The organism is Pulveribacter suum (assembly GCF_003013695.1).
GTDB classification, from domain to species: Bacteria; Pseudomonadota; Gammaproteobacteria; order Burkholderiales; family Burkholderiaceae_C; genus Melaminivora; species Melaminivora suum.
This window is the reverse complement of sequence record NZ_CP027792.1, coordinates 2,722,698-2,744,365: the sequence shown is the minus strand read 5'-3', so window position 1 is coordinate 2,744,365 and position 21,668 is coordinate 2,722,698. Positions and strand designations below refer to the sequence as shown.

Below are 21,668 nucleotides of genomic sequence, written 5' to 3'. Positions count from 1 at the left end.
GATGAATCCCACCCCCCCTCAGGCCGCGGCCGCCCCTGCGGCGCCGCGGCTGCAATTGACGGGCATCACCAAGCGCTACCCGGCCGTGGTGGCCAACGACGGCGTCTCGCTCACGGTGCAGCCGGGCGAGGTCCACGCCGTGCTGGGCGAGAACGGCGCCGGCAAGTCCACGCTGATGAAGATCATCTACGGCGCCACGCGGCCCGACGAGGGCAGCGTGCTGTTCGACGGGCGTCCCGTGCAGGTCAAGAACCCGCAGGAGGCGCGCGAGCTGGGCATCGCCATGGTGTTCCAGCATTTCAGCCTGTTTGACACGCTCACCGTGGCCGAGAACGTCTGGCTGGGCCTGGACAAGCGCCTGGCGCTGGCCGAAGTGGCCCGGCGCATCACCGACAAAGCCGCCGAGTACGGCCTGGACGTGGACCCGCTGCGGCCCGTGCACACCTTGTCGGTGGGCGAGATGCAGCGCGTGGAGATCATCCGGGCGCTGCTGACCAACCCGCGGCTGCTGATCCTGGACGAGCCGACCTCGGTGCTCACGCCGCAGGCGGTGGACAAGCTGTTCGTGGTGCTGCGCAAGCTCAGCCGCGAGGGCTGCTCCATCCTGTACATCAGCCACAAGCTGCACGAGATCCGCGAGCTGTGCAACGCCTGCACCGTGATGCGCGGCGGCAAGGTAACGGGCGTGTGCGACCCCTCGCAGGAATCCAACGCCTCGCTGTCGCGCCTGATGATCGGCGCCGAGCCGCCGGCGCTGCAGCATCGCGCGTCCCGCCTGGGCGCCGTGGTGCTGTGCACGCGCGGCCTGTCGCTGGCCGCGGGCGACCCCTTCGGCGTGCCGCTGGTCAGCATCGACCTGGAAGTGCGCGCCGGGGAGGTGGTGGGCATCGCCGGCATCTCGGGCAATGGGCAGCGGGAGCTGCTGTATGCCCTGTCGGGCGAAGACACGCGGGCGCCGGCCGCCATGGTCGAGGTGGCAGGCCGGCCGGCCGCGCGCCTCACCCCGCGCCAGCGCCGCGCCCTGGGGCTGCACTTCGTGCCCGAGGAACGCCTGGGCCGCGGCGCCGTGCCCACCATGGGCCTGGCGCACAACCTGCTGCTCACGCGCGGCAACGCCGTGGGTGCGGGTGGCTGGCTGCGCATGCGCACGCTGCAGACCCAGGCCGCGGACATCATCGCGCGCTTCAACGTCAAGGCGGGCGGGCCGGATGCGCCGGCCAAATCCCTGTCGGGCGGCAATCTGCAGAAGTTCATCGTCGGGCGCGAGATCGACGCCGGACCGAAGCTGCTCATCGTCTCGCAGCCCACCTGGGGCGTGGACGTGGGCGCGGCCGCGCAGATCCGCGGCGAGATCTTGAAGCTGCGCGACGCCGGCTGCGCCGTGCTGGTGGTAAGCGAGGAGCTGGACGAGCTGTTCGAGATCTGTGACCGCCTGCACGTGCTGGCCAAGGGGCGGCTGTCGCCCTCGGTGCCGCGCGAGCAGGCCACGGTGGAGCGCATCGGCGAATGGATGAGCGGGCTGTGGCACGCCGAGGTGCAGGAGCACCTGGGCCGCCAGCGCGAGGAGGGTGGCCATGCTCAAGCTTGAGGCGCGGCCGCAGGCCTCGCGGGTGTGGACCTGGGCGTCGCCCCTGCTGGCGCTGGCCATCACGGTGCTGATCGGCGTGGCCCTGTTCGCCCTGCTGGGCAAGGACCCGGTGCGCGGCCTGCAGGTGTTCTTCTGGGAGCCGGTCAAATCGGCCTATGGGCTGGGCGAGCTGGCGGTGAAGGCCACGCCGCTCTTGCTGGTGGCGCTGGGCCTGGCGGTGTGCTTTCGCTCCAACATCTGGAACATCGGCGCCGAGGGGCAGTTCGTCATTGGCGCAGTGGCAGCGGGAGGCATGGCGCTGCTGGCGGACAAGGGCACGGGCCCGTGGATCATCCCGGCCATCCTGGGGGCCGGCATGCTGGGCGGCATGGCCTGGGCGGGCATCGTGGCCTTCCTGCGCGACCGCTTCAACGCCAACGAGATCCTGGTCAGCCTGATGCTGGTCTATGTGGCCACGCTGCTGCTGGGCTACCTGGTCTATGGCCCGTGGAAGGACCCGCTGGGCTACAACTTTCCGCAGACGCGCATGTTTGAACGCGCCACGCAGATCCCGAAGCTGTTCGCCGGCTCGCGCGTGACCATCGGGCTGCCGCTGGCGCTCGTCAGCGCGGCGCTCCTGTGGGTGTTCTTGTTCCGCACCCGCGCGGGCTTTGCGCTGCAGGTGGGCGGCCTGGCCCCGGCGGCGGCGCGCTACGCGGGCTTTTCCTCGCGCCGCACGCTGTGGACGGCGCTGCTCCTCTCCGGCGCCACGGCCGGCCTGGCCGGCGCGCTGGAGGTTGCCGGGCCCATCGGGCAGCTGACGCCCTACGTGCCGGCCGGCTACGGTTTCGCGGCCATCATCGTGGCCTTCGTGGGGCGGCTGCACCCGGTGGGCATGGTGCTGTCGGCCATTTTGATGAGCATGTTCTACATCGGCGGCGAGCTGGCGCAGTCGCGCCTGGGGCTGCCCAAATCACTCACCGGCGTGTTCCAGGGCCTGCTGCTGTTCACGCTGCTGGCGTGCGACACGCTCATTGCCTACCGCGTGCGCTGGGTCGGCATGAACCGCGGGGGGCGGGCCTGATGGAATCGTACGCATTGCTGCTGGGCTCCACGCTCAGCGCCGGCACCGTGCTGGCACTGGCCTCGCTGGGCCTGCTCATCAACGAGAAGTCCGGCATCGTCAACCTGGGGGCGGAAGGGATGATGCTGTGCGCCGCCGTGGCGGCGTTCGCCACCGTGGTGCATACGGGCAGCTTCACGCTGGGCTTCGTGGCCGGCATGGCCACCGGGGCGCTGCTGGCGGCGCTGTTCGGCGTGCTGGTCATCTGGTTCAACACCAACCAGTACGCCACGGGGCTGGCGCTGTCGCTGTTCGGCGTGGGTTTTTCGGCCTTTCTGGGCATCGGCTACGTGCAGGCCAAGCTGCCCGACACACCCAAGTTCGCCTGGCCGGGCCTGAGCGATCTGCCCATGCTCGGCCCCGCGCTCGGCACGTTGCACCCGCTGGTGTACGGGACCATGGCGCTGGCGGCGGCCATGGTGTGGTTTCTGTACCGCACGCGCGCGGGGCTGGTGCTGCGCTCGGTGGGCGAGTCGCCCGAGTCGGCGCATGCGCTGGGCTACTCGGTGCGGCGCATTCGCCTGGGGGCGGTGGCGGCCGGCGGCGCGCTGTGCGGGCTGGCTGGGGCCTACATCTCCACCGTCTATACGCCCCTGTGGGTGGAGGGCATGGTGGCCGGGCGCGGCTGGATCGCGCTGGCGCTGACCACGTTTGCCACCTGGCGGCCGGCGCGGGTGCTGCTGGGCGCCTACCTGTTCGGCGGGGTGACCATGCTGCAGTTCCATTTGCAGGCCTCGGGCGTGCAGGTGGCCAGCCAGCTGCTGTCCATGCTGCCCTATGTGGCGACGATCGTGGTGCTGGTGTTGATCTCCCGCAACCCGGCGTGGATTCGTGCGAACATGCCGGCCTCGCTCGGGCGGCCCTTCCATCCAGGCGGCTGACGCGCTGCTTTTCCCGTCGTTTTTCCATCCTCATCATCGCAATGAACCCCATGAACAAACGGTCCCTGCTCAAGGCTTCCCTGCTCTCGGCCGCCGCCTTTGCGGTGCTGGCCGGCTGCGGCAAGAAGGAAGAGGCCGCAGCGCCCGTGGCCCCCGCCCCGGCAGCCGCGCCGGTGGCCGACAAGCTCAAGATCGGCTTCATGTACGTCAGCCCCATCGGCGACGGCGGCTGGACCTACCAGCACGACCTGGGCCGCAAGGCGATCCAGGAGAAGTTCGGTGACAAGATCGAGACCTCGTTCGTCGAGAGCGTGCCCGAGAGCGCGGACAGCGAGCGCGTCATGCGTGACATGGCGGGGCAGGGCACCAAGCTGATCTTCGCCACCAGCTTCGGCTACCAGGAGTTCGTGCAGAAGGTCGCGGCCGACCTGAAGGACGTGAAGTTCGAGCACGCCACCGGCTACAAGCAAAGCGACAACGTCGCCACCTACGACACCAAGACCTTCGAGGGCGCCTACCTGGCGGGCATCGTCGCCGGCGGCATGACCAAAACCAAGACCATCGGCGTGGTGGCCTCGGTGCCCATCCCCGAGGTGGTGCGCAACGTCAACAGCTTCGTGCTGGGCGCGCAGAGCGTGGACCCGTCCATCAAGGCCAAGGTGGTCTGGGTGAACGAGTGGTTCAGCCCGCCCAAGGAAGCAGAAGCGGCCACCTCGCTCATCAACGGCGGCGTGGACGTGCTGTACCAGAACACCAACTCGCCCTCGGTGCTGAAGACGGCCGAGGAGCGCGGCGCCCGCGCCTTCGGCAAGGACGGCGACATGAGCAGCTACGCCCCCAAGGCGCACCTGGGCTCGGCCGTGATTGACTGGACGCCCTACTACACCAAGGTGGTCGAGGACACGCTGGCCGGCCACTGGCCGCAGGGCAACTACTGGTGGGGTGTCAAGGAAGGCGCCATCGACCTGCTGAAGATCGCCGACGACGTGCCGCAGGAGATCAAGGACCGCGTGGCCAAGGCGCGCGACGGCCTGAAGGACGGCAGCTTCGCCGTCTGGACCGGCCCGATCAGGGACAACGCGGACAAGGAACTGCTGGCCGAGGGCCAGAAGGCCGACGACAAGTTCCTCACCGGCATCAATTTCTTCGTGGCTGGCGTGGAAGGCAAGGTGCCGGGCACCGAAGGCAAGTGAGCGCGCGCGAAGACCCACAACCCACCCTTGACAAGGACTGCTCCATGACCGATCTGAACAAGCGTTCCCTGATGCGCCTGGCCGCGCTGGGCGCCGCTGCCGCTGCCCTGGTGGCCTGCGGCAAGAAGGACGAGCCGGCGCCCGCGCCCGCCGCCGCCCCGGCCGAGCCGGCTGCTGCCGCCCCGGCCCCCAGCAACGAGCCGCTCAAGATCGGCTTTGCCTACATCGGCCCGGTGGGCGACGGCGGCTGGACGTTCGCCCACGACCAGGCGCGCAAGAAGCTCGAAGCCGAGTTCGGCGACAAGATCAAGACCACCTACGTGGAAAGCGTGCCCGAGGGCGCCGACGCCGAGCGCGTGCTGCGCGACCTGGTCACGCAGGGCAACAAGCTGATCTTCGGCACCACCTTCGGCTACATGGACACCATGCAGAAGCTGGGCGCCGAGTTCCCCGACGTGAAGTTCGAGCACGCCACCGGCTACAAGACCAGCGCCAACGTGCGCACCTACGACAGCCGCACCTACGAGGGCGCCTACCTGGCCGGCATCATCGCCGGCGGCATGACCAAGACCGGCACGCTGGGCGTGGTGGGCTCGGTGCCGATCCCCGAAGTGCTGCGCAACCTGAACAGCTTCACCCTGGGCGCGCAGAGCGTGAACCCGGCCATCAAGACCAAGGTGGTCTGGGTCAACGACTGGTTCAACCCGCCCAAGGAAACCGAGGCCGCCACGTCGCTGATCAACGGCGGCGCCGACGTGCTGTTCCAGAACACCGACTCGCCCGCCGTGCTCAAGACCGCCCAGGAAAAGGGCAAGCGCGCCTTCGGCTGGGATTCGGACATGACCGCCTACGGCCCGCAGGCCCATCTGGGCTCGGCCGTCATCAACTGGGTGCCCTACTACACCAAGACCGTGAACGACGTGCTGAACGGCAGCTGGCAGACCGGCCAGGCCTGGTGGGGCGTCAAGGAAGGCGCGGTGGACCTGGTGTCCATCGCCGAGGACGTGCCGGCGGAACTCAAGGCAAAGGTCGAGGAAGCCAAGAAGGGCCTGAAGGACGGCACGCTGGTCATCTGGCAGGGCCCCGTCATGGACAACGCCGGCAAGGCCGTGCTGGAAGACGGCAAGGCGGCTGACGACAAGTTCCTCACCGGCATCAACTTCTTCGTCAAGGGCGTGGAAGGCCAGGTGCCGGGCGCCAAGTAAGCCGTCCGGCCATGACGGGCGCGGCGCTGTGGCGCGGTGCCCGCCCATCGGGGCCGCCTGTGTGCGGCCCCTTGTGTTTTCTGGCGTGCGCGCGGCCGGCCTGTTCGCCACCTGCGCCGCCCACCCGACGCCGACCACGCCCATGCCCGCGCCGCACCTGCCCCACCAGCACCCCGACCGCGCCGTGCTGCACAACGAAGTGCATGCCCGCCCGCCCGAAGCCCTGAGCGCGCCGCTGGCGCTGACGCACATCGTCATGCAGGCCGACGCCGCCGGGCGCGAGGCCAGCCGCGCGCACCTGGCCGCACTGCTGCGCGACCACCACCAGCCGCCGCCGGACGCCGAGTGCATCCACCTGCGCGTGGATCTGGGGGCCTGGCGCCTGCGCTGGGAGCTGCACACCGAGTTCGTCACCTGGACCTTCACCGTGCCGCTGGAGGCCGGCCAGTGGGGCGGCCCGGGCGAGCCCGAGACGGCAGTGCAATCGGTGCGGCAGACGTGGGTTTCGCAGCTGCCCGGCCAGGCTCTGAGCGCCATGCACCTGTGGGTGCTGCCGGCGCAGGGTGTGCCGGGCGGCGCGCTGATCCGCCAGGTGCTGCACGAGGAAAACCTGGTCGCCTCCACCGTGGCCGACGGCTATGGCGAGGTCTATACCGACTTCTGCATCCACGCCGATGGCTACTCGCGCATGGTGCTGCTGGCCGGCAGCCTGACGCCGCGCCGACTGGGCCGCCTGGTGCTGCGCCTGCTGGAGATCGAGACCTACCGCATGGCGGCCATGCTGGGCCTGCCGGCCGCGCGCGCCGCCGGGCGCGAGCTGGCGATGGCCGAGGCCGAGCTGGCCGCGCTGGCGGGCGCCATCCGCAGCGCCAGCCGCAATGACGAGCCCGAACTGCTGGACCGCCTGACCCGCCTGGCGGGCAAGGTCGAGAGCCAGTACGCCGCCACGCACTCGCGCTTTTCCGCCAGCCGGGCGTACTTCGAGCTGCTGGACACGCGCATCCAGGACATCGCCGAATCGCGCCTGGCCGGGCTGCAAACCATCCGCGAATTCATGGACCGGCGCCTGTCGCCCGCACGCGCCACCTGCGAATGGGCCGCGCGGCGCCAGGACGCGCTGTCGCAGCGCGTCTCGCGCATCAGCAACCTGCTGCGCACGCGGGTGGAGATCGAGCAGCAGCAAAGCAGCCAGCAGCTGCTGGCGGCCATGAACCAGCGCCAGGGCCTGCAGCTGAAACTGCAGTCCACCGTGGAGGGCCTGTCGGTGGCGGCCATCACCTACTACATCGTCGGGCTGGTCAGCTACCTGGCCCGTGGCGCGCAGGCCCTGGGCTGGCCGCTGGCGCCGGAGACCACGGCGGCGCTGGCCATTCCCGTGGTGGCGCTGTCGGTATGGTGGTCGCTGCGCCGGCTGCACCACCGGATGTTTTCTGCCACCCCCCACTGACAAAGACGACGACGGAGACAAGCGCCATGTTCACACCGCCCCCCATCGCCCGCGAGCGCCTGCCCGCGCTGCTGGCCGCCATGCCGAAAGCCGAGCTGCACATCCACATCGAGGGCTCGCTGGAGCCTGAGGTGATCTTCGCCCTGGCACAAAGGAACGGCGTGGCGCTGCCCTATGCCGACGTCGAGGCGCTGCGCCGGGCGTATGCCTTCAGCGACCTGCAGAGCTTTCTGGACATCTACTACGCCGGCGCCAGCGTGCTGCTGCATGAGCAGGATTTCTACGATATGGCCCGCGCCTACCTTGCGCAGGCAGCTATGGATAACGTAGCGCACGCGGAGGTCTTCTTCGATCCGCAGACGCACACGGCGCGCGGCGTCAGCATGGAGACGGTCGTGCGCGGCCTGCACCGCGCCTGCGTGGACGCGCGCGCCGAGCTGGGCATCTCGTCCTCGCTGATCCTGTGCTTTTTGCGCCACCTGAGCGAGGAGGACGCCTTCGCCACGCTGGAGCAGGCCATGCCGCTGCTCGAGCACATCGTCGGCGTGGGCCTGGACAGCAGCGAGCTGGGCCACCCGCCGGAGAAATTCGCCCGCGTGTTCGCCCGCTGCCGCCAGCTGGGCCTGCGCCTGGTGGCCCACGCGGGCGAGGAGGGCCCGCCGGCCTTCATCTGGAGCGCGCTGGACGTGCTGCGCGTCGAGCGCATCGACCACGGCGTGCAGGCCGTGCACGACGCGGCCCTGATGCGCCGCCTGGCGCAGGACCGCATTGCGCTCACGGTGTGCCCGCTGTCCAACCTGAAGCTGCGCGTGTTCCCCGAGCTTTCGCAGCACAACCTCAAACGCCTGCTGGACGCAGGCCTGGCCGCCACGGTGAACTCTGACGACCCGGCCTATTTCGGTGGCTACATCAACGAGAACTTCACACAGGTCTTCGCCGCCGTGCCGCAGCTGACTGCGCACGATGCCTGGCAGCTGGCGCACAACAGCTTTGCCGCCAGCTTTGCGCCCGAGGGCCAGCGCCGCGCCTGGCAAGACCGGCTGGTCGAGTGCTTCGAGGCGCACGCACGCGCCTGACCGCCGCCGCCCGGGGCGGTGCCAGTCCCTTCCTGCCGATGCCTGCACGGCCCCATGCACAGCGGGCCTGTTTCCTCCTATGCTGGCGTGGCCCGCCGCTGCCCGCCAGCGAATGAGGGCAACCAACCACAACAACAGGAGACATTCACATGCAACACACGATGCTGCGCGGCGCACGGCCGCGCGTCGCTCTGACGCTGGCGGCCCTGGCGGCCCTGGCCGCCTGCGGCGGCGGTGGCGGTGGCAGCAGCGACGGCGGCGCGAAGTACAGCGCCGAGATCCGCCGCACCACCATGGGCGTGCCCCACGTCAAGGCGCAGGACTGGGGCGGCCTGGGCTACGGCGTGGGTTACGCCCAGGCGCAGGACAACCTGTGCACCCTGGCCGATTCCTTCCTGACCTACCGCGGCGAGCGCTCGCGCCACTTCGGCGGCGATGCCATCGCCGTGTATGACAGCACCATCGACCGCCCGCGCAACATCGACTCCGACTTCTTCTTCCGCCATGTGGTCTCGCCCGATGTCGTGGCCGCCATGTCGGGCGCGCAGGACGCGAAGATGCATGCCCTGGTCAGCGGCTTCGTCGCCGGCTACAACCGCTATGTGGGCGAGGCCCAGAAGGCCGGCACGGCACATGCCGCCTGCCGCGGCGAGGGCTGGGTGCAGCCCATTGCCGAAGACGACCTGTGGCGGCGCATGTACGCGGCCAACCTGGCGGGGGGCTACAGCAATTTCGTGGCCGCCATCGCTAACGCCACGCCGCCGGGCGCCAGCGCTGCCGCCAAGCAGCAGCTGGCAGCCCTGGCGCCCGAAGACATCGCCCCGCCGCGCCTGCAGGTGGCCGGCACGCGCGGCATCGGCAGCAACATGTACGGCTTCGGCAGCGCCGTCACGGGCGGCGACGGGCCGGTCATGTTCGGCAACCCGCACTGGTTCTGGAAGGGGGCAGACCGTTTCTACCAGGCCCAGCTGACCATCCCCGGCGAGCTGAATGTGAGCGGCGCGTCCTTCCTGGGCGTGCCCATGGTGCTGATCGGCTTCAACGAGAACGTGGCCTGGAGCCACACCGTCTCCACGGCGCGGCGTTTCGGCTTCTTCCAGCTGACCCTGGCGCAGGGCGACGCCACCAGCTACCTGGTGGACGGCAAGGCCGTGAAGATGAAGGCCGTGCCCATCAGCGTGCCGGTGCGCCAGGCCGACGGCAGCACCAGCGCCGTGACCCGCACGCTCTACAAGAGCGAGTACGGCCCCATGGTCAACCTGGGCAGCATGAACCCGGCGCTGGGCTGGAACCCGCAATCGGCCTTTGCCATCCGCGACATCAACGCCGACAACTACCGCACCTTCCGCAACTGGATGCGCTGGAACCAGGCCAAGTCGCTCGATGAGTTCATCGCCATCCAGAAGCAGGAGTCCGCCATTCCCTGGGTCAACACCGTGGCCGTGGGCCGCGGCAGCGCCCAGGCCTGGTATGCCGACATCGGCGCCGTGCCCAATGTCTCGCCCGCGCAGGTGGCCCAGTGCACCACGCCGGTGGGCCAGGCCATGGCGCCGCTGCTGCCCGGCGTGCCCATCTTCAACGGGGCCAACTCGGCCTGCCAGTGGCAAAGCGATGCCGACTCGGTGCAGCCCGGCGCCATCGGTCCGTCGCGCATGCCCAGCCTGTTGCGCAGCGACTACGTGGGCAACATGAACGACAGCTACTGGCTGGCCAACGCCACGGCGCCGCTGACGGGCTACCCCGGCATCTTCGGGCCGGCCGGCACGTCTGCGCAGACGCTGCGCACCCGTCTGGGCCACACCATGGCGCTGGAGCGCCTGGCCGGCACCGACGGCTACCCCGGCAATCAGGCCACCAGCGCCATCGTGCGCCAGATGGTGCTGAACAGCCGTGTGTTCAGCGCAGAGCGCTTCAAGGACGAAATCCTGGCGCTGGTGTGCGACGCCAGCAATGCCGCCGCCTGCGGCGCGCTGCGCCAATGGGACAACCACGGCAACAAGGACTCGCGCGGCTCGCACCTGTGGGACGAGTTCTGGACGCGCGCGACGGCCAAGCTGCCGGACGCCCAGCTGTACACCGTAGCGTTCAACCCGGCGCAGCCGCTGGACACGCCCCGCGGCATCAACCCTGGCGCGGCCGATGCGCTGAAGAAGGCCTTGGCCGACGCCGTGCAAGCGGTGCAGGCCTCGGGCTTCGCGCCGGATGCGCCGCGCGGCGAAGTGCTGTTCGCCACGCGAGGCGGCGGCAAGATCCCGTTGTTTGGCGGCTGCGGCGGCGTCGGCTACTTCACCATCACCTGCTCGGAAAACCCCATCACCGCCGGCGGCTACAGCATGGATGGCCAGCCGCACGGCAACAGCTACATGCAGGTGGTGAACTTCCCCGCCAGCGGCGTGCAGGCATACACCTTCCTGACCTTCTCGCTGTCGGATGACCCGGCTTCGCCGCACTACGGCGACTACACCCGGGCCTACGGCGCCAAGGAGTGGGTGCGCATGCCGTTCACCGAAGGCGAGATCACCGGCAACGCCGACTACCGCACGCAGACCGTGAGCCAATGACGCCGCTCGCCGGCTAAAAAGCACCAAGGCCCCGCTGCAGCAGCGGGGCCTTTTTCTATGGTTTTGATAGCTGCCAGCGCTTGATGGGCAAGGGCTGGAGGCTGATTTGACTGATGCTTTTCAGTGCAGCGTCAGCGCGCCGGCGCTCTTGCTCTTGCCGGCGCGGGCCGGCGGGTTGCACAGGCCGCAGGTGTAGTGCCGGTTCTCATACAGCTCGCTGACGAACTGCCCGCCGCACTTGGAGCATGGGGTGCGCGTGAGCATGCCGGCGTCCACGAACTTCACCAGGCGCCAGGCGCGGGTGAAGGACAGCAGCGGCTCGATCTCGGCGGCAGCCACCTGTTCGTTGTACAGGCGATAGGCCTTGGTGAGCACCTCCACCGCATCCAGTGCCACGCCCTTGGACAGGTACTCGTAGATGTTCAGGAACAGCGAGCTGTGGATGTTCTCCTGCCAGGTCAGGAACCAGTCGGTGGAGAACGGCAGCTGGCCCTTGGACGGCGACTTGCCCGCCACTTCCTTGTACAGGCGGATCAGGCGCTCGTACGACAGCGTGGTCTCCGACTCCAGCACCTGCATGCGGGCACCCATCTCGATCAGCATGACGGCGCGCTCGATCTGCTTGGACTCGTTCAAAACGCTCTTGGCGGGTGCGGACATGGCGGGCTTTCAGTAGGCGGGTTGCAGGCAGGCGGGGCAGGCGTCAAAGCACTTCGGACACGCGGCTGGCCATCAGGATGTTGGCGTGCAGTGCGTTGGTGGCCTCGCTGCTGCTCTTGCGCGGGGCGTTGTGGCTGGTCAGCAGGCTCCACACCAGCTCGTCGTCCACCCGGAAGCTGCAAAGAAGCGTGTTGCGCGATGCCAGTTTCAGGATTTGCGCAGCCGACAGGGCTGCCAGAATGTCGGCGGCTTCCTCGCTCAGGCCCAGGCGAAAAACGGCTTCGGCCTTGTCCTGGCGCACCAGGGTCTGGGCCAGCATCAGGTAGGTGAGGTTGGCTTCGCGGATTTCGGCGAGCAGTTGTTCGGAGGTCATGGCGCGGTTCCTTTTCAGCGGCGTCTCGTGGCGTTGCATGCGGTTGCATGTATTGCTCGATTCGTTGAAATGGATTGTGAAACCAGGCCAAAAAGAAATTAAGTCGGGGTTCGGCGCTGCGCGGCGTCTGGTCACCTGTCCTGCCTTGTAGGAATTTGCCTTACAAACGCGTCAGGCGCCGATGCCGGGGCCAGGGCATGAAAAAACGGGCCAGCGGCCCGTTTCCCTCGGCTTGCGGCGCCGCCGCGCGTCAGCTGCCGTCGCCCATCTGCGACTGCAGGTAGTTGGGCAGGCCGACCTTCTCCACCAGGGCGATCTGCGTCTCCAGATAGTCGATGTGCTCCTCGGTGTCTTCCAGGATGCCCTCCAGCAGGTCGCGCGAGACGTAGTCGCGCACCGATTCGCAGTAGGCGATGCCGTCCTTGATGGTGGCCTGGGCGCCGCGCTCGGCGCGCAGGTCGCATTCCAGGATTTCGGGCACGTCCTCGCCCACCTGCAGCTTGGCCAGGTCCTGCAGATTGGGCAGGCCGTCCAGCATGAAGATGCGGTCCATCAGCCGATCGGCGTGCTTCATCTCGCCAATCGATTCGTCGTATTCGCGCTTGGCCAGCTTGTCCAGGCCCCAGTGCTTGAGCATGCGGTAATGCAGGAAATACTGGTTGATGGCCGTGAGTTCGTTCTTCAGCTGCGCCTGCAGATGGGCAATGACCTGGGGGTCGCCTTTCATGGTGCTTTTCCTTTCGTGCGTGACAGGGCATTGTCATGACAGCCGGGCCCTGCGGCAAGACAATGTCCGGCGGGCCGGCCTGGCTTGCCATAGTCTAGGGCAATCAACTTGATTCCATCAATTAATTGGCTTTATTGGCGGCCAGCGCCTAGACTTCAGTCTCGTTCCATCCATCAACCCACCCACCCGAGAGGAAACCCAATGTCCGTGCTCAACACCACCATCAAGCCCTTTAAGACGCAAGCCTTCAAGAACGGCAAGTTCATCGAAGTGTCCGAAAAGGACGTCCTGGGCAAGTGGGCCGTGTTCTTCTTCTACCCCGCCGACTTCACCTTCGTGTGCCCCACCGAGCTGGGCGACGTGGCCGACCACTACGAAGAGCTGCAAAAGCTGGGCGTCGAGGTGTACTCCGTCTCCACCGACACGCACTTCGTGCACAAGGCCTGGCACGACACGTCCGACACCATCCGCAAGATCCAGTACACCATGCTGGGCGACCCCAGCTGGCAGATTAGCCAGAACTTCGACTGCCTGCGCGAAGGCCAGGGCCTGGCCGACCGCGCCACGTTCATCGTGGACCCGGACGGCGTGATCCAGGCCATGGAGATCACTGCTGAAGGCATTGGCCGCAACGCCGCCGACCTGCTGCGCAAGGTGAAGGCCGCCCAGTACGTGCGCAACCACCCCGGCGAAGTGTGCCCGGCCAAGTGGGAAGAGGGCGAGAAGACCCTGGCCCCTTCGCTGGACCTGGTCGGCAAGATCTGAGTTGAGCCACCTGACCCAGGCAGCCGTGTGAACGGCTGATACCAGACGCCCGGGTGCTGAGGCGCCCGGGCATTTTTTTGCCCAAACAACTACATCTACGGGAGTTCCCTATGCTCGATGCCAACCTCCAAGCCCAACTGAAAGCCTACCTGGAGCGCCTGCAGCGCCCCGTGGAACTGGTGGCCACGCTGGACGACAGCGCCACCGCGCACGAGCTGCGCGAGCTCCTGAAACAGATCGCGTCCCTGTCGGACAAGGTCACCGTGGTGGAGGCGGGCGACATGCCCGTGCGCAAGCCCTCGTTCCTCATCACCAACCCGGGCGTGGACACCGGCGTGCGCTTTGCCGGCGTGCCGCTGGGCCATGAGTTCACCTCGCTGGTGCTGGCGCTGCTGCAGGTCGGCGGCCACCCGAGCAAGGAAGCCGCCGACCTGCTGGAACAGGTCAGAAACCTGCCTGGCGAGCACCACTTCGAGACGTACTACTCGCTGTCGTGCCACAACTGCCCGGACGTGGTGCAGGCGCTCAACCTGATGAGCGTGCTCAACCCCGGCATCACGCACACCGCCATCGACGGCGGCGTGTTCCAGCAGGAGGTCAAGGACCGCCAGGTCATGGGCGTGCCCACCGTGTTCCTGAATGGCGAGCACTTTGGCCAGGGCCGCATGGAGCTGGCCGAGATCATCGGCAAGCTCGACTCTGGAGCGGCGGGGCGCGACGCGGAAAAGCTCGCCGCCAAGGAGGCGTTTGACGTGCTGATCGTCGGCGGCGGCCCGGCCGGCGCGGCGGCCGCCATCTACGCTGCACGCAAGGGCATCCGCACCGGGGTGGCGTCCGAGCGCTTCGGCGGCCAGGTGCTCGATACCGTGGACATCGAGAACTACATCTCCATCCAAAAGACCGAGGGGCCGCAGTTCGCCGCCGCGCTGGAGCGCCACGTGCGCGACTACGAGGTGGACATCATGAACCTGCAGGCCGCGAAGGCCCTGAAGCCCGCTGCCGAAGAAGGCGGCCTGATCGAGGTCGAACTGGAGAACGGCGCCACGTTGCGCAGCCGCACCGTCATCCTGGCCACGGGCGCGCGCTGGCGCAGCATGGGCGTGCCCGGCGAAGAGCAGTACCGCACCAAGGGCGTGACGTATTGCCCGCACTGCGACGGCCCGCTGTTCAAGGGCAAGCGCGTGGCGGTGATCGGTGGCGGCAACTCCGGCATCGAGGCGGCCATCGACCTGGCCGGCGTGGTGGCGCACGTGACGGTGCTGGAGTTCGCCCCCGAGCTCAAGGCCGACGCCGTGCTGCAGCGCAAGCTGCGCAGCATGCCCAACGTGGACATCATCCTGAACGCCCAGACCACCGAGGTGACCGGCGACGGCAGCCGGGTGAACGGCCTGAGCTACAAGGACCGCACCAGCGATGAAGTCAAACACGTGGCGCTGGAGGGCATCTTCGTGCAGATCGGCCTGCTGCCCAACACCGACTGGCTCAAGGGCACGGTGGAGCTGAGCAAGTTTGGCGAGATCGTGGTGGATGCGCGCAACCACACCAACGTCTCCGGAGTGTTCGCCGCGGGCGACTGCACCACGGTGCCGTACAAGCAGATCGTGATCGCCGCCGGCGAAGGCTCCAAGGCCGCGTTGTCCGCCTTTGACCACCTGATCCGCACCACGGCGCCGGCTTGAGGGAGCCCGGCTGGCCTTTAGGGGGCCCGCAACCGAGAAAGCGCCCGGCAGGCAACTGCCGGGCGCTTTTTTCTCGTCTGCTCAGTGTCCGGCCCAGGCCGCCTGCTGCAGCGGCGCCGGCAACTCGTGGGCCAGGGCCGTGTGCTCGCGCTCGTGGTGGTGCTCGATCACATGGCGCAGCGCGTGCGCGCCGTCCAGCAGGGCCAGGATGGCCTCGCGCCGTGGCGTGCCATCGGGCAGCGGTGCCTGCCTGGCGGCGGCGCGCACGCGCTGCAGGTGCTCATCGGCCAGCAGCGCGATGCGCTCGTGCTCCAGCAGGTACACGCGCGCAGCCCAGCGCGCGTTGGCCGGCACATGCGGCAGCAGGCGCGTGTTCTCGATCTCGATGTGTTCGGCCAGACCGGCGCGCCACTGCTCCAGCTGCGCCAGGGCGCGGGCGAAATCGCCGCCGATGAGGTGCAGCAGATGCGCGTGCAGCTGCGCATCCAGGCGCTGGTGTTGCTGCTCGAAGTGGGCGATCGGAGTGGAGGGGGCGGAATCAGCGGCTGGCATGGCGCATGGGTAGATGAAAAGACACGTGACGGAGTGCCCGGCGTGGCGCCGCGCGCTTCAGCGTGCGTCCAGGTCCAGAGCGTGCTCGCCCATCTGGCCCCAGCTCTGGATGCGGGTGGCGCTGACCTTGATCAGCAGCACGCCCTCGTCCTCGGGACCTTCCGGGAACCACTCCTGCAGTTCCTTGCGCCAGAGCTTTTTCTTCAGGTCGGCATCCTGGATCACCTCGCCCTGGCCCCAGACCGAGATGAAGTTCACGGCCTTGGTGTCGGCAAAGACCAGTTGCACACGCGCGTCCTGCTGGATGTCTCGCACCTTGGCGGTGCCGGCACTGGTGAAGAACCAGTTGTCGCCGTCGTATTCGACCTCGCCATTGTTGGACATCGGCCGCGTGCTCACGCCATGCGGGCCGACGGTCTGCATCATGCAAAAGTCGATCGTGCCCATGGCCTTGGCGACGTCCCTGAATTCCTGGCTGCGCTTCATGTGTGCTCCTGAGTGGTGGAAAGCCGAAGAGGCATTCTGGCAGCGTGACATGCTGGTACGGAAGGGCCGGGCATCGGGCGAGGCACAGTGCGCTGGAGGAAAGATTCGGGGCCGCAGGGGCACAGGCGGGGTGAAGAAATCGTCCGGCAGCCGCCGAACGCCGCGCGAAAAAAGCCGGGTCGGATCGGTTTTGCTATGCTATTCATAGCTGCCTGCGCTTGATGGTCAAGGGCTGGAGCCATAAAACACATGGAATTGGGGGCAGGCCGCGTCCACCCGCCTGCCCGTCCGCCCGTCCCCGGCATCTTCAAGGCGCCTGGCACTCCGCCAGCACTTCGTCCCCGTAGCCGTCGGCGCCCAGGCGCGACAGCGTTCCGGTGTCGCCCTTGGTCCACCACTGCCAGCCGTCGCCGGTATAGCGTGCGCCGCTGCCCGAGCGGACGATCTGCAGCGTGCGCGACGCGCCCTGGTAGTGCACGGTGGCGGTCTCGGTCGTCGGGTAGGTGGCGCGCAGCGTGCTGCCGTCCACGCAGCGGTAGGTGTGCGTGGCAGCCGTCTGTGGCGTGCCGTGCGAGCAGGCGGCCAGCAGGGCGGTGGCGGCCAGGGCCGCGGTCAGGAGCGTTTTCATCGGCAGATCCTTGGTCGAAGCAGTGCCACGCTGCAGGGTTTCGCGTGACTGTGCGGCGGTAACTGTACGCCCAGGCAGCCCACGCGCAGCGCCGGAGGGGCCCTGTGCACAGGCCTGTGGCCTACAGCGCATGCGCCTTGCGCTGGCCTGCCTTGCCAGGCGTGCTGGCTATGCTGGGCGCTGCCATTGCGCGGCCGCGCCCTTTCGGTCGGCTGCCTCCCGCCGCAGCCTTTTCTGCCCCGTGCCCGTGCCTGACATGACCCTCCCAGCCCCTTCTGACCCTGCCTGCACCCCTGTCTTTTTGCATGTTGCGGACGCTGTCGTCCACCTCAACGCGTTGCCGCGCGACGCGGCCGTCGCCCAGGCGCGCCAGCTCGACCGCGCCATGCTGATCAAGGTGCTGCAAAGCGCCGAGCTGCGCCGCAGCGTGCCGCTGGTGAGCGCCATCGTCCAGGACGGCGCGGCCGATGTGCTGGAAGGCATGGACGATGACCGCCTGGCAGATCGCCTGGCGCGGCTGCCAGCGCACGAGCGCACGGCCGCGCTGCGCCTGCTGCAGCCGGCCACGCGCGCCTCGGTGCAGCGGCTGATGGACTACCCCGAAGGCACCGCCGGCCGCATCATGACCACGCGCTTCGTGCAGGTGCCGCCGGACTGGAGCGTGGCCCAGGCACTGTCCTATCTGCGCCAGCCAGGGCACCGCCATGGCACGGTGTATTCCATCTATGTGGCCGACGCGGACGGCCGCCTGCGCTTCGTGCTGTCGCTGCGCGAGCTGGTCAGCGCCGATCCGGCCCAGCCGCTGGCTGCGCTGTGGAGCGGCGCCGCACCCATCACCACGCACGCCCTGGCCGACCGTGAGGACGTCACGCGCCTGATCCGGCTGTACGACTTTCTGGCGCTGCCGGTGGTGGACGAGGAGCAGCGCGTGATCGGCATCGTCACGGTGGACGACGTGATCGACACGCTGATGGAGGAAGCGCAGGAGGACATGAACCGCTTTGGCGGCGCCGAGCACATGGGCGCGCCCTACCTGGAGGTGGGCTTTTTCGCCATGCTGCGCAAGCGCGGCGGCTGGCTGGCCATTTTGTTTCTCGGCGAGATGCTCACGGCCAGTGCCATGCAGCACTACGAGATGGCGCTGGAAAAGGCGGTGGTGCTGGCCATGTTCATCCCCTTGATCATGAGCTCGGGCGGCAATTCGGGCTCGCAGGCAACGTCGCTCCTGATCCGCGGCCTGGCCCTGGGCGAGGTGCGCCTGCGCGACTGGTGGCGCGTGCTGGTGCGCGAGCTGCCCACCAGCGTGGTGCTGGGCGCCGGCCTGGGCGCCATCGGTTTTGCGCGCATTCTGCTGTGGCAGCACCTGGGCCTGTACGACTACGGCGAGCACCACCTGCTGATCGCCTTCACCATCTGGGCGTCGCTGGTGGGCATCGTGTGCTTTGGCTCCACCATCGGCTCGATGCTGCCCTTCGTGCTGCAGCGCATCGGGCTGGACCCGGCCAGCGCCTCGGCGCCGCTGGTGGCGACGCTGGTGGACGTGCTGGGGCTGGTGATCTACTTTTCGGTGGCGGCGCTGCTGCTGAGCGGCACGCTGCTGTAGGCCCGGCGCCGCGCGCCGCGGCCGTCACAGATGCGTTTCGGCGTACCGAAACATGGCCTGCGCCAGAAAGGGCACCATGTCCGGGTGGTAGGCGCTGTGAAAGGCCTTCATGTCCGGGTTCTCCTCGTACAGCAAACCCATCCCCATATAGGCCTGCCGCGAGGGCGCATAAAACCGCGAGACGATCGCGTAGTGCTCGGCCATGAGGGCCTGCACTGCCGGCGCCGACGCGGGCTGGCTGTGCACCAGCGGCGCCAGTCTTTGGTACAGGGCGTCCCAGTCGGCGTGCACCTGCGCCTTGTCCACATGAGACCAATTGGCGGTTTCTTCGAGGGACCTGGCCTGTTCGGCGGCGAGCGCGGCCCGGCACGCGTCGAGGACTTGGGCGGTTGGCCTATTCATGTCCGCATTTTCAAGGGGTTTCGAGGCGGGCGAGCGCTGGAGAGCCGCTGTCCGGTCCGTCAGCGCGGCGCGTCACCAGGGGAGGCCTGCCGGGGCGCAGCCGGCTTTTGCAGCACCACGAGCGCAATCCCGCCCAGGATGGCGGCGGCCGACAACACGACGTGCAGCGACAGCGCTTCGTCCAGCAGCAGCGCGCCTCCGAGGGCCGCGATGACCGGCACGCTCAACTGCATGATGGCGGCGCTGGTCGCCGTCAGGGCGGGCAGGGCGGCGTACCAGATGATGTAGCCCAGGCCCGAGGCGACCGCGCCCGAGGCCACGCCGTACGCCAGGCCGGCCGGGTCCCATCGCGCCTGCCCGGCAAGGGCCGCGCTCAGCACCACCGTCAGCGCGGCGGCGCGCAGGAAGTTGCCCGCCGTGACCCCCAGCGGGTCTTTCGCGCCCCGGCCGCGCAGCGAATAAATGCCCCAGCCCACACCGGCACAGACCATCAGCAAGGCGCCCCCCGCAGGAGGCGCAGCCACGCCCGGGGCCATCAGCGCCGCCAGGCCGCCAATGGCCAGCGCCAGGCCTGCCAGTTGCCCGGGGCGCAGGCGCTCGCCCGCCCACAGGCCATAGCCCAGCATGGTGGCCTGCACGGCCCCGAACAGTAGCAACGCCCCGGTGGCGGCCGTCAGGCTGGCATAGGCGTAGGAAAACGTGGCTGCATAGCCGAACAGCGCCGCAGCCGATTGCCAGTCCCCGCCCGGGCGCGCTTCTCCCCGCCGCCGCCACTGCGCGATCAGCCACAGCACCGCAGCGCCCGAGATCAGCCGCGTGCTGGTGAAGGTGGCGGCGTCCATCCCCGTTTCCTTGAGCGCCATGCGGCACAGCAGGGAGTTGCAGGCGAATGCGAGCATGGCCAGCGCGGACAGGCCCGCGACACGCATCGGGCTCATGGGCGCGCGGGCAGGGCGGCGTGCATGGGCGGAGGGGCGGTGGCAGGCTTACGCCGTCGCCAGCTCGATCCCCTTGAACTCGCCGCTGGCGATGCGCTGCTTCCACTCGGCCGGGCCGGTGATGTGCGCGCTGGTGCCGCCCGCGTCCACGGCCACGGTGACGGGCATGTCCACCACGTCGAACTCGTAGATGGCCTCCATGCCCAGGTCTTCGAAGCCCACCACGCGGGCGTGCTTGATGGCCTTGCTGACCAAATAGGCGGCGCCGCCCACGGCCATCAGGTAGGCACTCTGGTTGTCCTTGATGGCTTCGATGGCCACCGGGCCGCGCTCGGACTTGCCGATCATGGCGATCAGGCCGGTCTGCTCCAGCATCATGCGGGTGAACTTGTCCATGCGCGTGGCGGTGGTGGGGCCGGCCGGGCCGACGACCTCGTCGCGCACCGGATCGACCGGGCCGACGTAGTAGATGACGCGGTTGGTGAAATCCACCGGCAGCGGCTCACCTTTGGCCAGCATGTCCTGGATGCGCTTGTGCGCGGCGTCGCGGCCGGTGAGCATCTTGCCGCCCAGCAGCAGCGTCTGGCCGGGCTTCCAGCTGGCGACTTCTTCCTTCGTCAGCGTGTTGAGGTCCACGCGCTTGCTGGTCTCGGTGTTGGGCGTCCACTCTACCCGCGGCCACAGGTCGATGCTGGGCGCCTCCAGGTACACCGGGCCGCTGCCGTTCATGACGAAATGCGCGTGTCGCGTGGCGGCGCAGTTGGGGATCATGGCCACGGGCTTGCTGGCGGCGTGCGTGGGGTACATCTTGATCTTCACGTCCAGCACGGTGGCCAGGCCGCCCAGGCCCTGCGCGCCGATGCCCAGAGCGTTCACCTTCTCGAACAGCTCCAGGCGCAGCTCTTCCACCTGGTCCAGCTTCTCGCCGCGCGCCGCCTTGGCCTGCAGCTCGTACATGTCCAGGTCGTCCATCAGGCTTTCCTTGGCCAACAGCACGGCCTTTTCTGCCGTGCCGCCGATGCCGATGCCCAGCATGCCGGGCGGGCACCAGCCGGCGCCCATCTCGGGCACGGTCTTGAGCACCCAGTCCACCAGGTTGTCGCTGGGGTTCATCATGACCATCTTGGACTTGTTCTCGCTGCCGCCGCCCTTGGCGGCCACGGTCACGTCAAGCAGGCTGCCGGGCACCAGCTGCACGCTGATGACGGCGGGGGTGTTGTCCCTGGTGTTCTTGCGCGCGAACAGCGGGTCGGCCACCACGCTGGCGCGCAGCGTGTTGTCGGGGTGCTGGTAGCCGCGGCGCACGCCTTCGTTGATGGCGTCCTCCAGCCCGGTGCCGGCGGGGAAGCCTTCCCAGCGCACGTCCATGCCCACCTTCAGGAAGACGTTGACGATGCCCGTGTCCTGGCAGATGGGGCGGTGGCCGAAGGCGGCCATCTTGCTGTTGGTGAGGATCTGCGCCATCGCGTCCTTGGCGGCCGGCGACTGCTCGCGCTCGTAGGCGCGCGCCAGGTGCTGGATGTAGTCGGCGGGGTGGTAGTAGCTGATGTACTGCAGGGCGCCAGCGATGGATTCCACCAGGTCGTGGTAGCGGATGGTCGTGGTCATGGGGCTGTGGGGCGTGGGTCGCACGCGTTACAAAAAGACGCGCCGGATTATCCCCGCCGCACCTTGCATGGGGCTGGCAGCAGGGTTTTGGGCACAGGCTGACGCGCGGCGGGGCCGCTTCTGGGGTGAAATGCCTGCATCGCCGCCGGCGCCCACCACACGGGCGGCCGCGTTCTTGCCATCCCTTCTTCTTT

At 68.4% G+C, this 21,668-nt stretch carries 20 protein-coding genes; 11 read left to right on the top strand and 9 right to left on the bottom strand.

From position 1 onward, the window contains the following. Position 1: 1 nt before the first annotated feature. The 8 genes from C7H73_RS12540 to C7H73_RS12505 all read left to right on the top strand — a co-directional run bounded on the left by C7H73_RS12540 (position 2) and on the right by C7H73_RS12505 (position 11,053). Positions 2-1,588 (top strand): ABC transporter ATP-binding protein, encoded by a 1,587-nt coding sequence (locus tag C7H73_RS12540; protein WP_106846956.1) that lies wholly within the window; start codon positions 2-4, stop codon positions 1,586-1,588. Continuing rightward, positions 1,575-2,651: an ABC transporter permease gene (locus C7H73_RS12535; protein WP_106847664.1), complete on the top strand. Its 1,077-nt coding sequence runs from the start codon at positions 1,575-1,577 to the stop codon at positions 2,649-2,651. The genes C7H73_RS12540 and C7H73_RS12535 overlap by 14 nt, the downstream gene beginning before the upstream one ends. Next, positions 2,651-3,571 (top strand): ABC transporter permease, encoded by a 921-nt coding sequence (locus C7H73_RS12530; protein ID WP_106846955.1) that lies wholly within the window; start codon positions 2,651-2,653, stop codon positions 3,569-3,571. Before C7H73_RS12535 ends, C7H73_RS12530 begins: the two co-directional genes overlap by 1 nt. A gap of 41 nt (positions 3,572-3,612) precedes the next feature. Continuing rightward, the gene (locus C7H73_RS12525) at positions 3,613-4,764 is read left to right on the top strand and encodes a BMP family ABC transporter substrate-binding protein (protein WP_106846954.1); all 1,152 of its coding nucleotides are present in this window, start codon (positions 3,613-3,615) and stop codon (positions 4,762-4,764) included. Positions 4,765-4,808: 44 nt separating this feature from the next. Next, positions 4,809-5,969: a BMP family ABC transporter substrate-binding protein gene (locus C7H73_RS12520; protein WP_106846953.1), complete on the top strand. Its 1,161-nt coding sequence runs from the start codon at positions 4,809-4,811 to the stop codon at positions 5,967-5,969. A 142-nt stretch (positions 5,970-6,111) separates the two neighbouring features. Then, positions 6,112-7,416 carry a DUF3422 family protein gene (locus C7H73_RS12515; RefSeq protein ID WP_106847663.1) on the top strand — a complete coding sequence of 435 codons (1,305 nt, stop codon included), beginning with the start codon at positions 6,112-6,114 and terminating at the stop codon, positions 7,414-7,416. A 26-nt stretch (positions 7,417-7,442) separates the two neighbouring features. After that, entirely contained in the window at positions 7,443-8,492 is a 1,050-nt protein-coding gene (locus C7H73_RS12510; RefSeq protein WP_106846952.1) for an adenosine deaminase, read from the top strand. A 149-nt stretch (positions 8,493-8,641) separates the two neighbouring features. Further along, entirely contained in the window at positions 8,642-11,053 is a 2,412-nt protein-coding gene (locus tag C7H73_RS12505; protein WP_106846951.1) for a penicillin acylase family protein, read from the top strand. A 120-nt stretch (positions 11,054-11,173) separates the two neighbouring features. Here the strand turns inward: C7H73_RS12505 and flhC are convergent, their stop codons facing one another. The 3 genes from flhC to bfr form a co-directional block, all read right to left on the bottom strand. After that, positions 11,174-11,713 carry a flagellar transcriptional regulator FlhC gene (flhC, locus tag C7H73_RS12500; protein WP_106846950.1) on the bottom strand — a complete coding sequence of 180 codons (540 nt, stop codon included), beginning with the start codon at positions 11,711-11,713 and terminating at the stop codon, positions 11,174-11,176. A gap of 43 nt (positions 11,714-11,756) precedes the next feature. Continuing rightward, on the bottom strand, positions 11,757-12,086 hold the full coding sequence (gene flhD / locus C7H73_RS12495) for a flagellar transcriptional regulator FlhD (RefSeq protein ID WP_106847662.1): 330 nt from the start codon (positions 12,084-12,086) through the stop codon (positions 11,757-11,759). A gap of 250 nt (positions 12,087-12,336) precedes the next feature. Then, positions 12,337-12,813: a bacterioferritin gene (gene bfr / locus C7H73_RS12490; protein WP_106846949.1), complete on the bottom strand. Its 477-nt coding sequence runs from the start codon at positions 12,811-12,813 to the stop codon at positions 12,337-12,339. 201 nt (positions 12,814-13,014) lie between these two features. Here bfr and ahpC point away from each other — a divergent pair, with 201 nt between their 5' ends. Both ahpC and ahpF read left to right on the top strand, forming a co-directional pair. Then, positions 13,015-13,578: an alkyl hydroperoxide reductase subunit C gene (gene ahpC / locus C7H73_RS12485; protein ID WP_106846948.1), complete on the top strand. Its 564-nt coding sequence runs from the start codon at positions 13,015-13,017 to the stop codon at positions 13,576-13,578. Positions 13,579-13,688: 110 nt separating this feature from the next. Beyond that, positions 13,689-15,257, top strand: a complete 1,569-nt coding sequence (gene ahpF / locus C7H73_RS12480) for an alkyl hydroperoxide reductase subunit F (protein ID WP_106846947.1) — start codon at positions 13,689-13,691, stop codon at positions 15,255-15,257. 81 nt (positions 15,258-15,338) lie between these two features. On the opposite strand, the gene C7H73_RS12475 is transcribed toward ahpF, so the two are convergent. The 3 genes from C7H73_RS12475 to C7H73_RS12465 form a co-directional block, all read right to left on the bottom strand. Continuing rightward, positions 15,339-15,809 carry a hypothetical protein gene (locus C7H73_RS12475; RefSeq protein WP_106846946.1) on the bottom strand — a complete coding sequence of 157 codons (471 nt, stop codon included), beginning with the start codon at positions 15,807-15,809 and terminating at the stop codon, positions 15,339-15,341. A 57-nt stretch (positions 15,810-15,866) separates the two neighbouring features. Further along, entirely contained in the window at positions 15,867-16,295 is a 429-nt protein-coding gene (locus tag C7H73_RS12470) for a pyridoxamine 5'-phosphate oxidase family protein (RefSeq protein WP_157948354.1), read from the bottom strand. Positions 16,296-16,602: 307 nt separating this feature from the next. Further along, positions 16,603-16,923 carry an MliC family protein gene (locus tag C7H73_RS12465; RefSeq protein ID WP_157948353.1) on the bottom strand — a complete coding sequence of 107 codons (321 nt, stop codon included), beginning with the start codon at positions 16,921-16,923 and terminating at the stop codon, positions 16,603-16,605. Between the two features lie 337 nt (positions 16,924-17,260). Between C7H73_RS12465 and mgtE the strand changes: the two genes are divergently transcribed. Continuing rightward, positions 17,261-18,526, top strand: a complete 1,266-nt coding sequence (gene mgtE / locus C7H73_RS12460) for a magnesium transporter (RefSeq protein WP_264371563.1) — start codon at positions 17,261-17,263, stop codon at positions 18,524-18,526. Positions 18,527-18,550: 24 nt separating this feature from the next. On the opposite strand, the gene C7H73_RS12455 is transcribed toward mgtE, so the two are convergent. Genes C7H73_RS12455 through C7H73_RS12445 form a run of 3 tightly spaced genes read right to left on the bottom strand, consistent with a single transcriptional unit; the run spans position 18,551 to position 21,474 of the window. Next, positions 18,551-18,928, bottom strand: coding sequence for a TipAS antibiotic-recognition domain-containing protein (locus C7H73_RS12455; RefSeq protein ID WP_106846942.1), 378 nt, complete (start codon positions 18,926-18,928; stop codon positions 18,551-18,553). Positions 18,929-18,987: 59 nt separating this feature from the next. Next, entirely contained in the window at positions 18,988-19,866 is an 879-nt protein-coding gene (locus C7H73_RS12450) for a DMT family transporter (protein ID WP_106846941.1), read from the bottom strand. A gap of 48 nt (positions 19,867-19,914) precedes the next feature. Next, positions 19,915-21,474, bottom strand: a complete 1,560-nt coding sequence (locus tag C7H73_RS12445; RefSeq protein WP_106846940.1) for a fumarate hydratase — start codon at positions 21,472-21,474, stop codon at positions 19,915-19,917. Positions 21,475-21,668: the final 194 nt, after the last annotated feature.

Coding starts and splice junctions, on each gene's coding strand:
- C7H73_RS12540 (WP_106846956.1), top strand. CDS start 2: ATGAATCCCACCCCCCCTCAGGCCGCGGCCGCCCCTGCGGCGCCGCGG.
- C7H73_RS12535 (WP_106847664.1), top strand. CDS start 1,575: ATGCTCAAGCTTGAGGCGCGGCCGCAGGCCTCGCGGGTGTGGACCTGG.
- C7H73_RS12530 (WP_106846955.1), top strand. CDS start 2,651: ATGGAATCGTACGCATTGCTGCTGGGCTCCACGCTCAGCGCCGGCACC.
- C7H73_RS12525 (WP_106846954.1), top strand. CDS start 3,613: ATGAACCCCATGAACAAACGGTCCCTGCTCAAGGCTTCCCTGCTCTCG.
- C7H73_RS12520 (WP_106846953.1), top strand. CDS start 4,809: ATGACCGATCTGAACAAGCGTTCCCTGATGCGCCTGGCCGCGCTGGGC.
- C7H73_RS12515 (WP_106847663.1), top strand. CDS start 6,112: ATGCCCGCGCCGCACCTGCCCCACCAGCACCCCGACCGCGCCGTGCTG.
- C7H73_RS12510 (WP_106846952.1), top strand. CDS start 7,443: ATGTTCACACCGCCCCCCATCGCCCGCGAGCGCCTGCCCGCGCTGCTG.
- C7H73_RS12505 (WP_106846951.1), top strand. CDS start 8,642: ATGCAACACACGATGCTGCGCGGCGCACGGCCGCGCGTCGCTCTGACG.
- flhC (WP_106846950.1), bottom strand. CDS start 11,713: ATGTCCGCACCCGCCAAGAGCGTTTTGAACGAGTCCAAGCAGATCGAG.
- flhD (WP_106847662.1), bottom strand. CDS start 12,086: ATGACCTCCGAACAACTGCTCGCCGAAATCCGCGAAGCCAACCTCACC.
- bfr (WP_106846949.1), bottom strand. CDS start 12,813: ATGAAAGGCGACCCCCAGGTCATTGCCCATCTGCAGGCGCAGCTGAAG.
- ahpC (WP_106846948.1), top strand. CDS start 13,015: ATGTCCGTGCTCAACACCACCATCAAGCCCTTTAAGACGCAAGCCTTC.
- ahpF (WP_106846947.1), top strand. CDS start 13,689: ATGCTCGATGCCAACCTCCAAGCCCAACTGAAAGCCTACCTGGAGCGC.
- C7H73_RS12475 (WP_106846946.1), bottom strand. CDS start 15,809: ATGCCAGCCGCTGATTCCGCCCCCTCCACTCCGATCGCCCACTTCGAG.
- C7H73_RS12470 (WP_157948354.1), bottom strand. CDS start 16,295: ATGAAGCGCAGCCAGGAATTCAGGGACGTCGCCAAGGCCATGGGCACG.
- C7H73_RS12465 (WP_157948353.1), bottom strand. CDS start 16,923: ATGAAAACGCTCCTGACCGCGGCCCTGGCCGCCACCGCCCTGCTGGCC.
- C7H73_RS12455 (WP_106846942.1), bottom strand. CDS start 18,928: ATGAATAGGCCAACCGCCCAAGTCCTCGACGCGTGCCGGGCCGCGCTC.
- C7H73_RS12450 (WP_106846941.1), bottom strand. CDS start 19,866: ATGAGCCCGATGCGTGTCGCGGGCCTGTCCGCGCTGGCCATGCTCGCA.
- C7H73_RS12445 (WP_106846940.1), bottom strand. CDS start 21,474: ATGACCACGACCATCCGCTACCACGACCTGGTGGAATCCATCGCTGGC.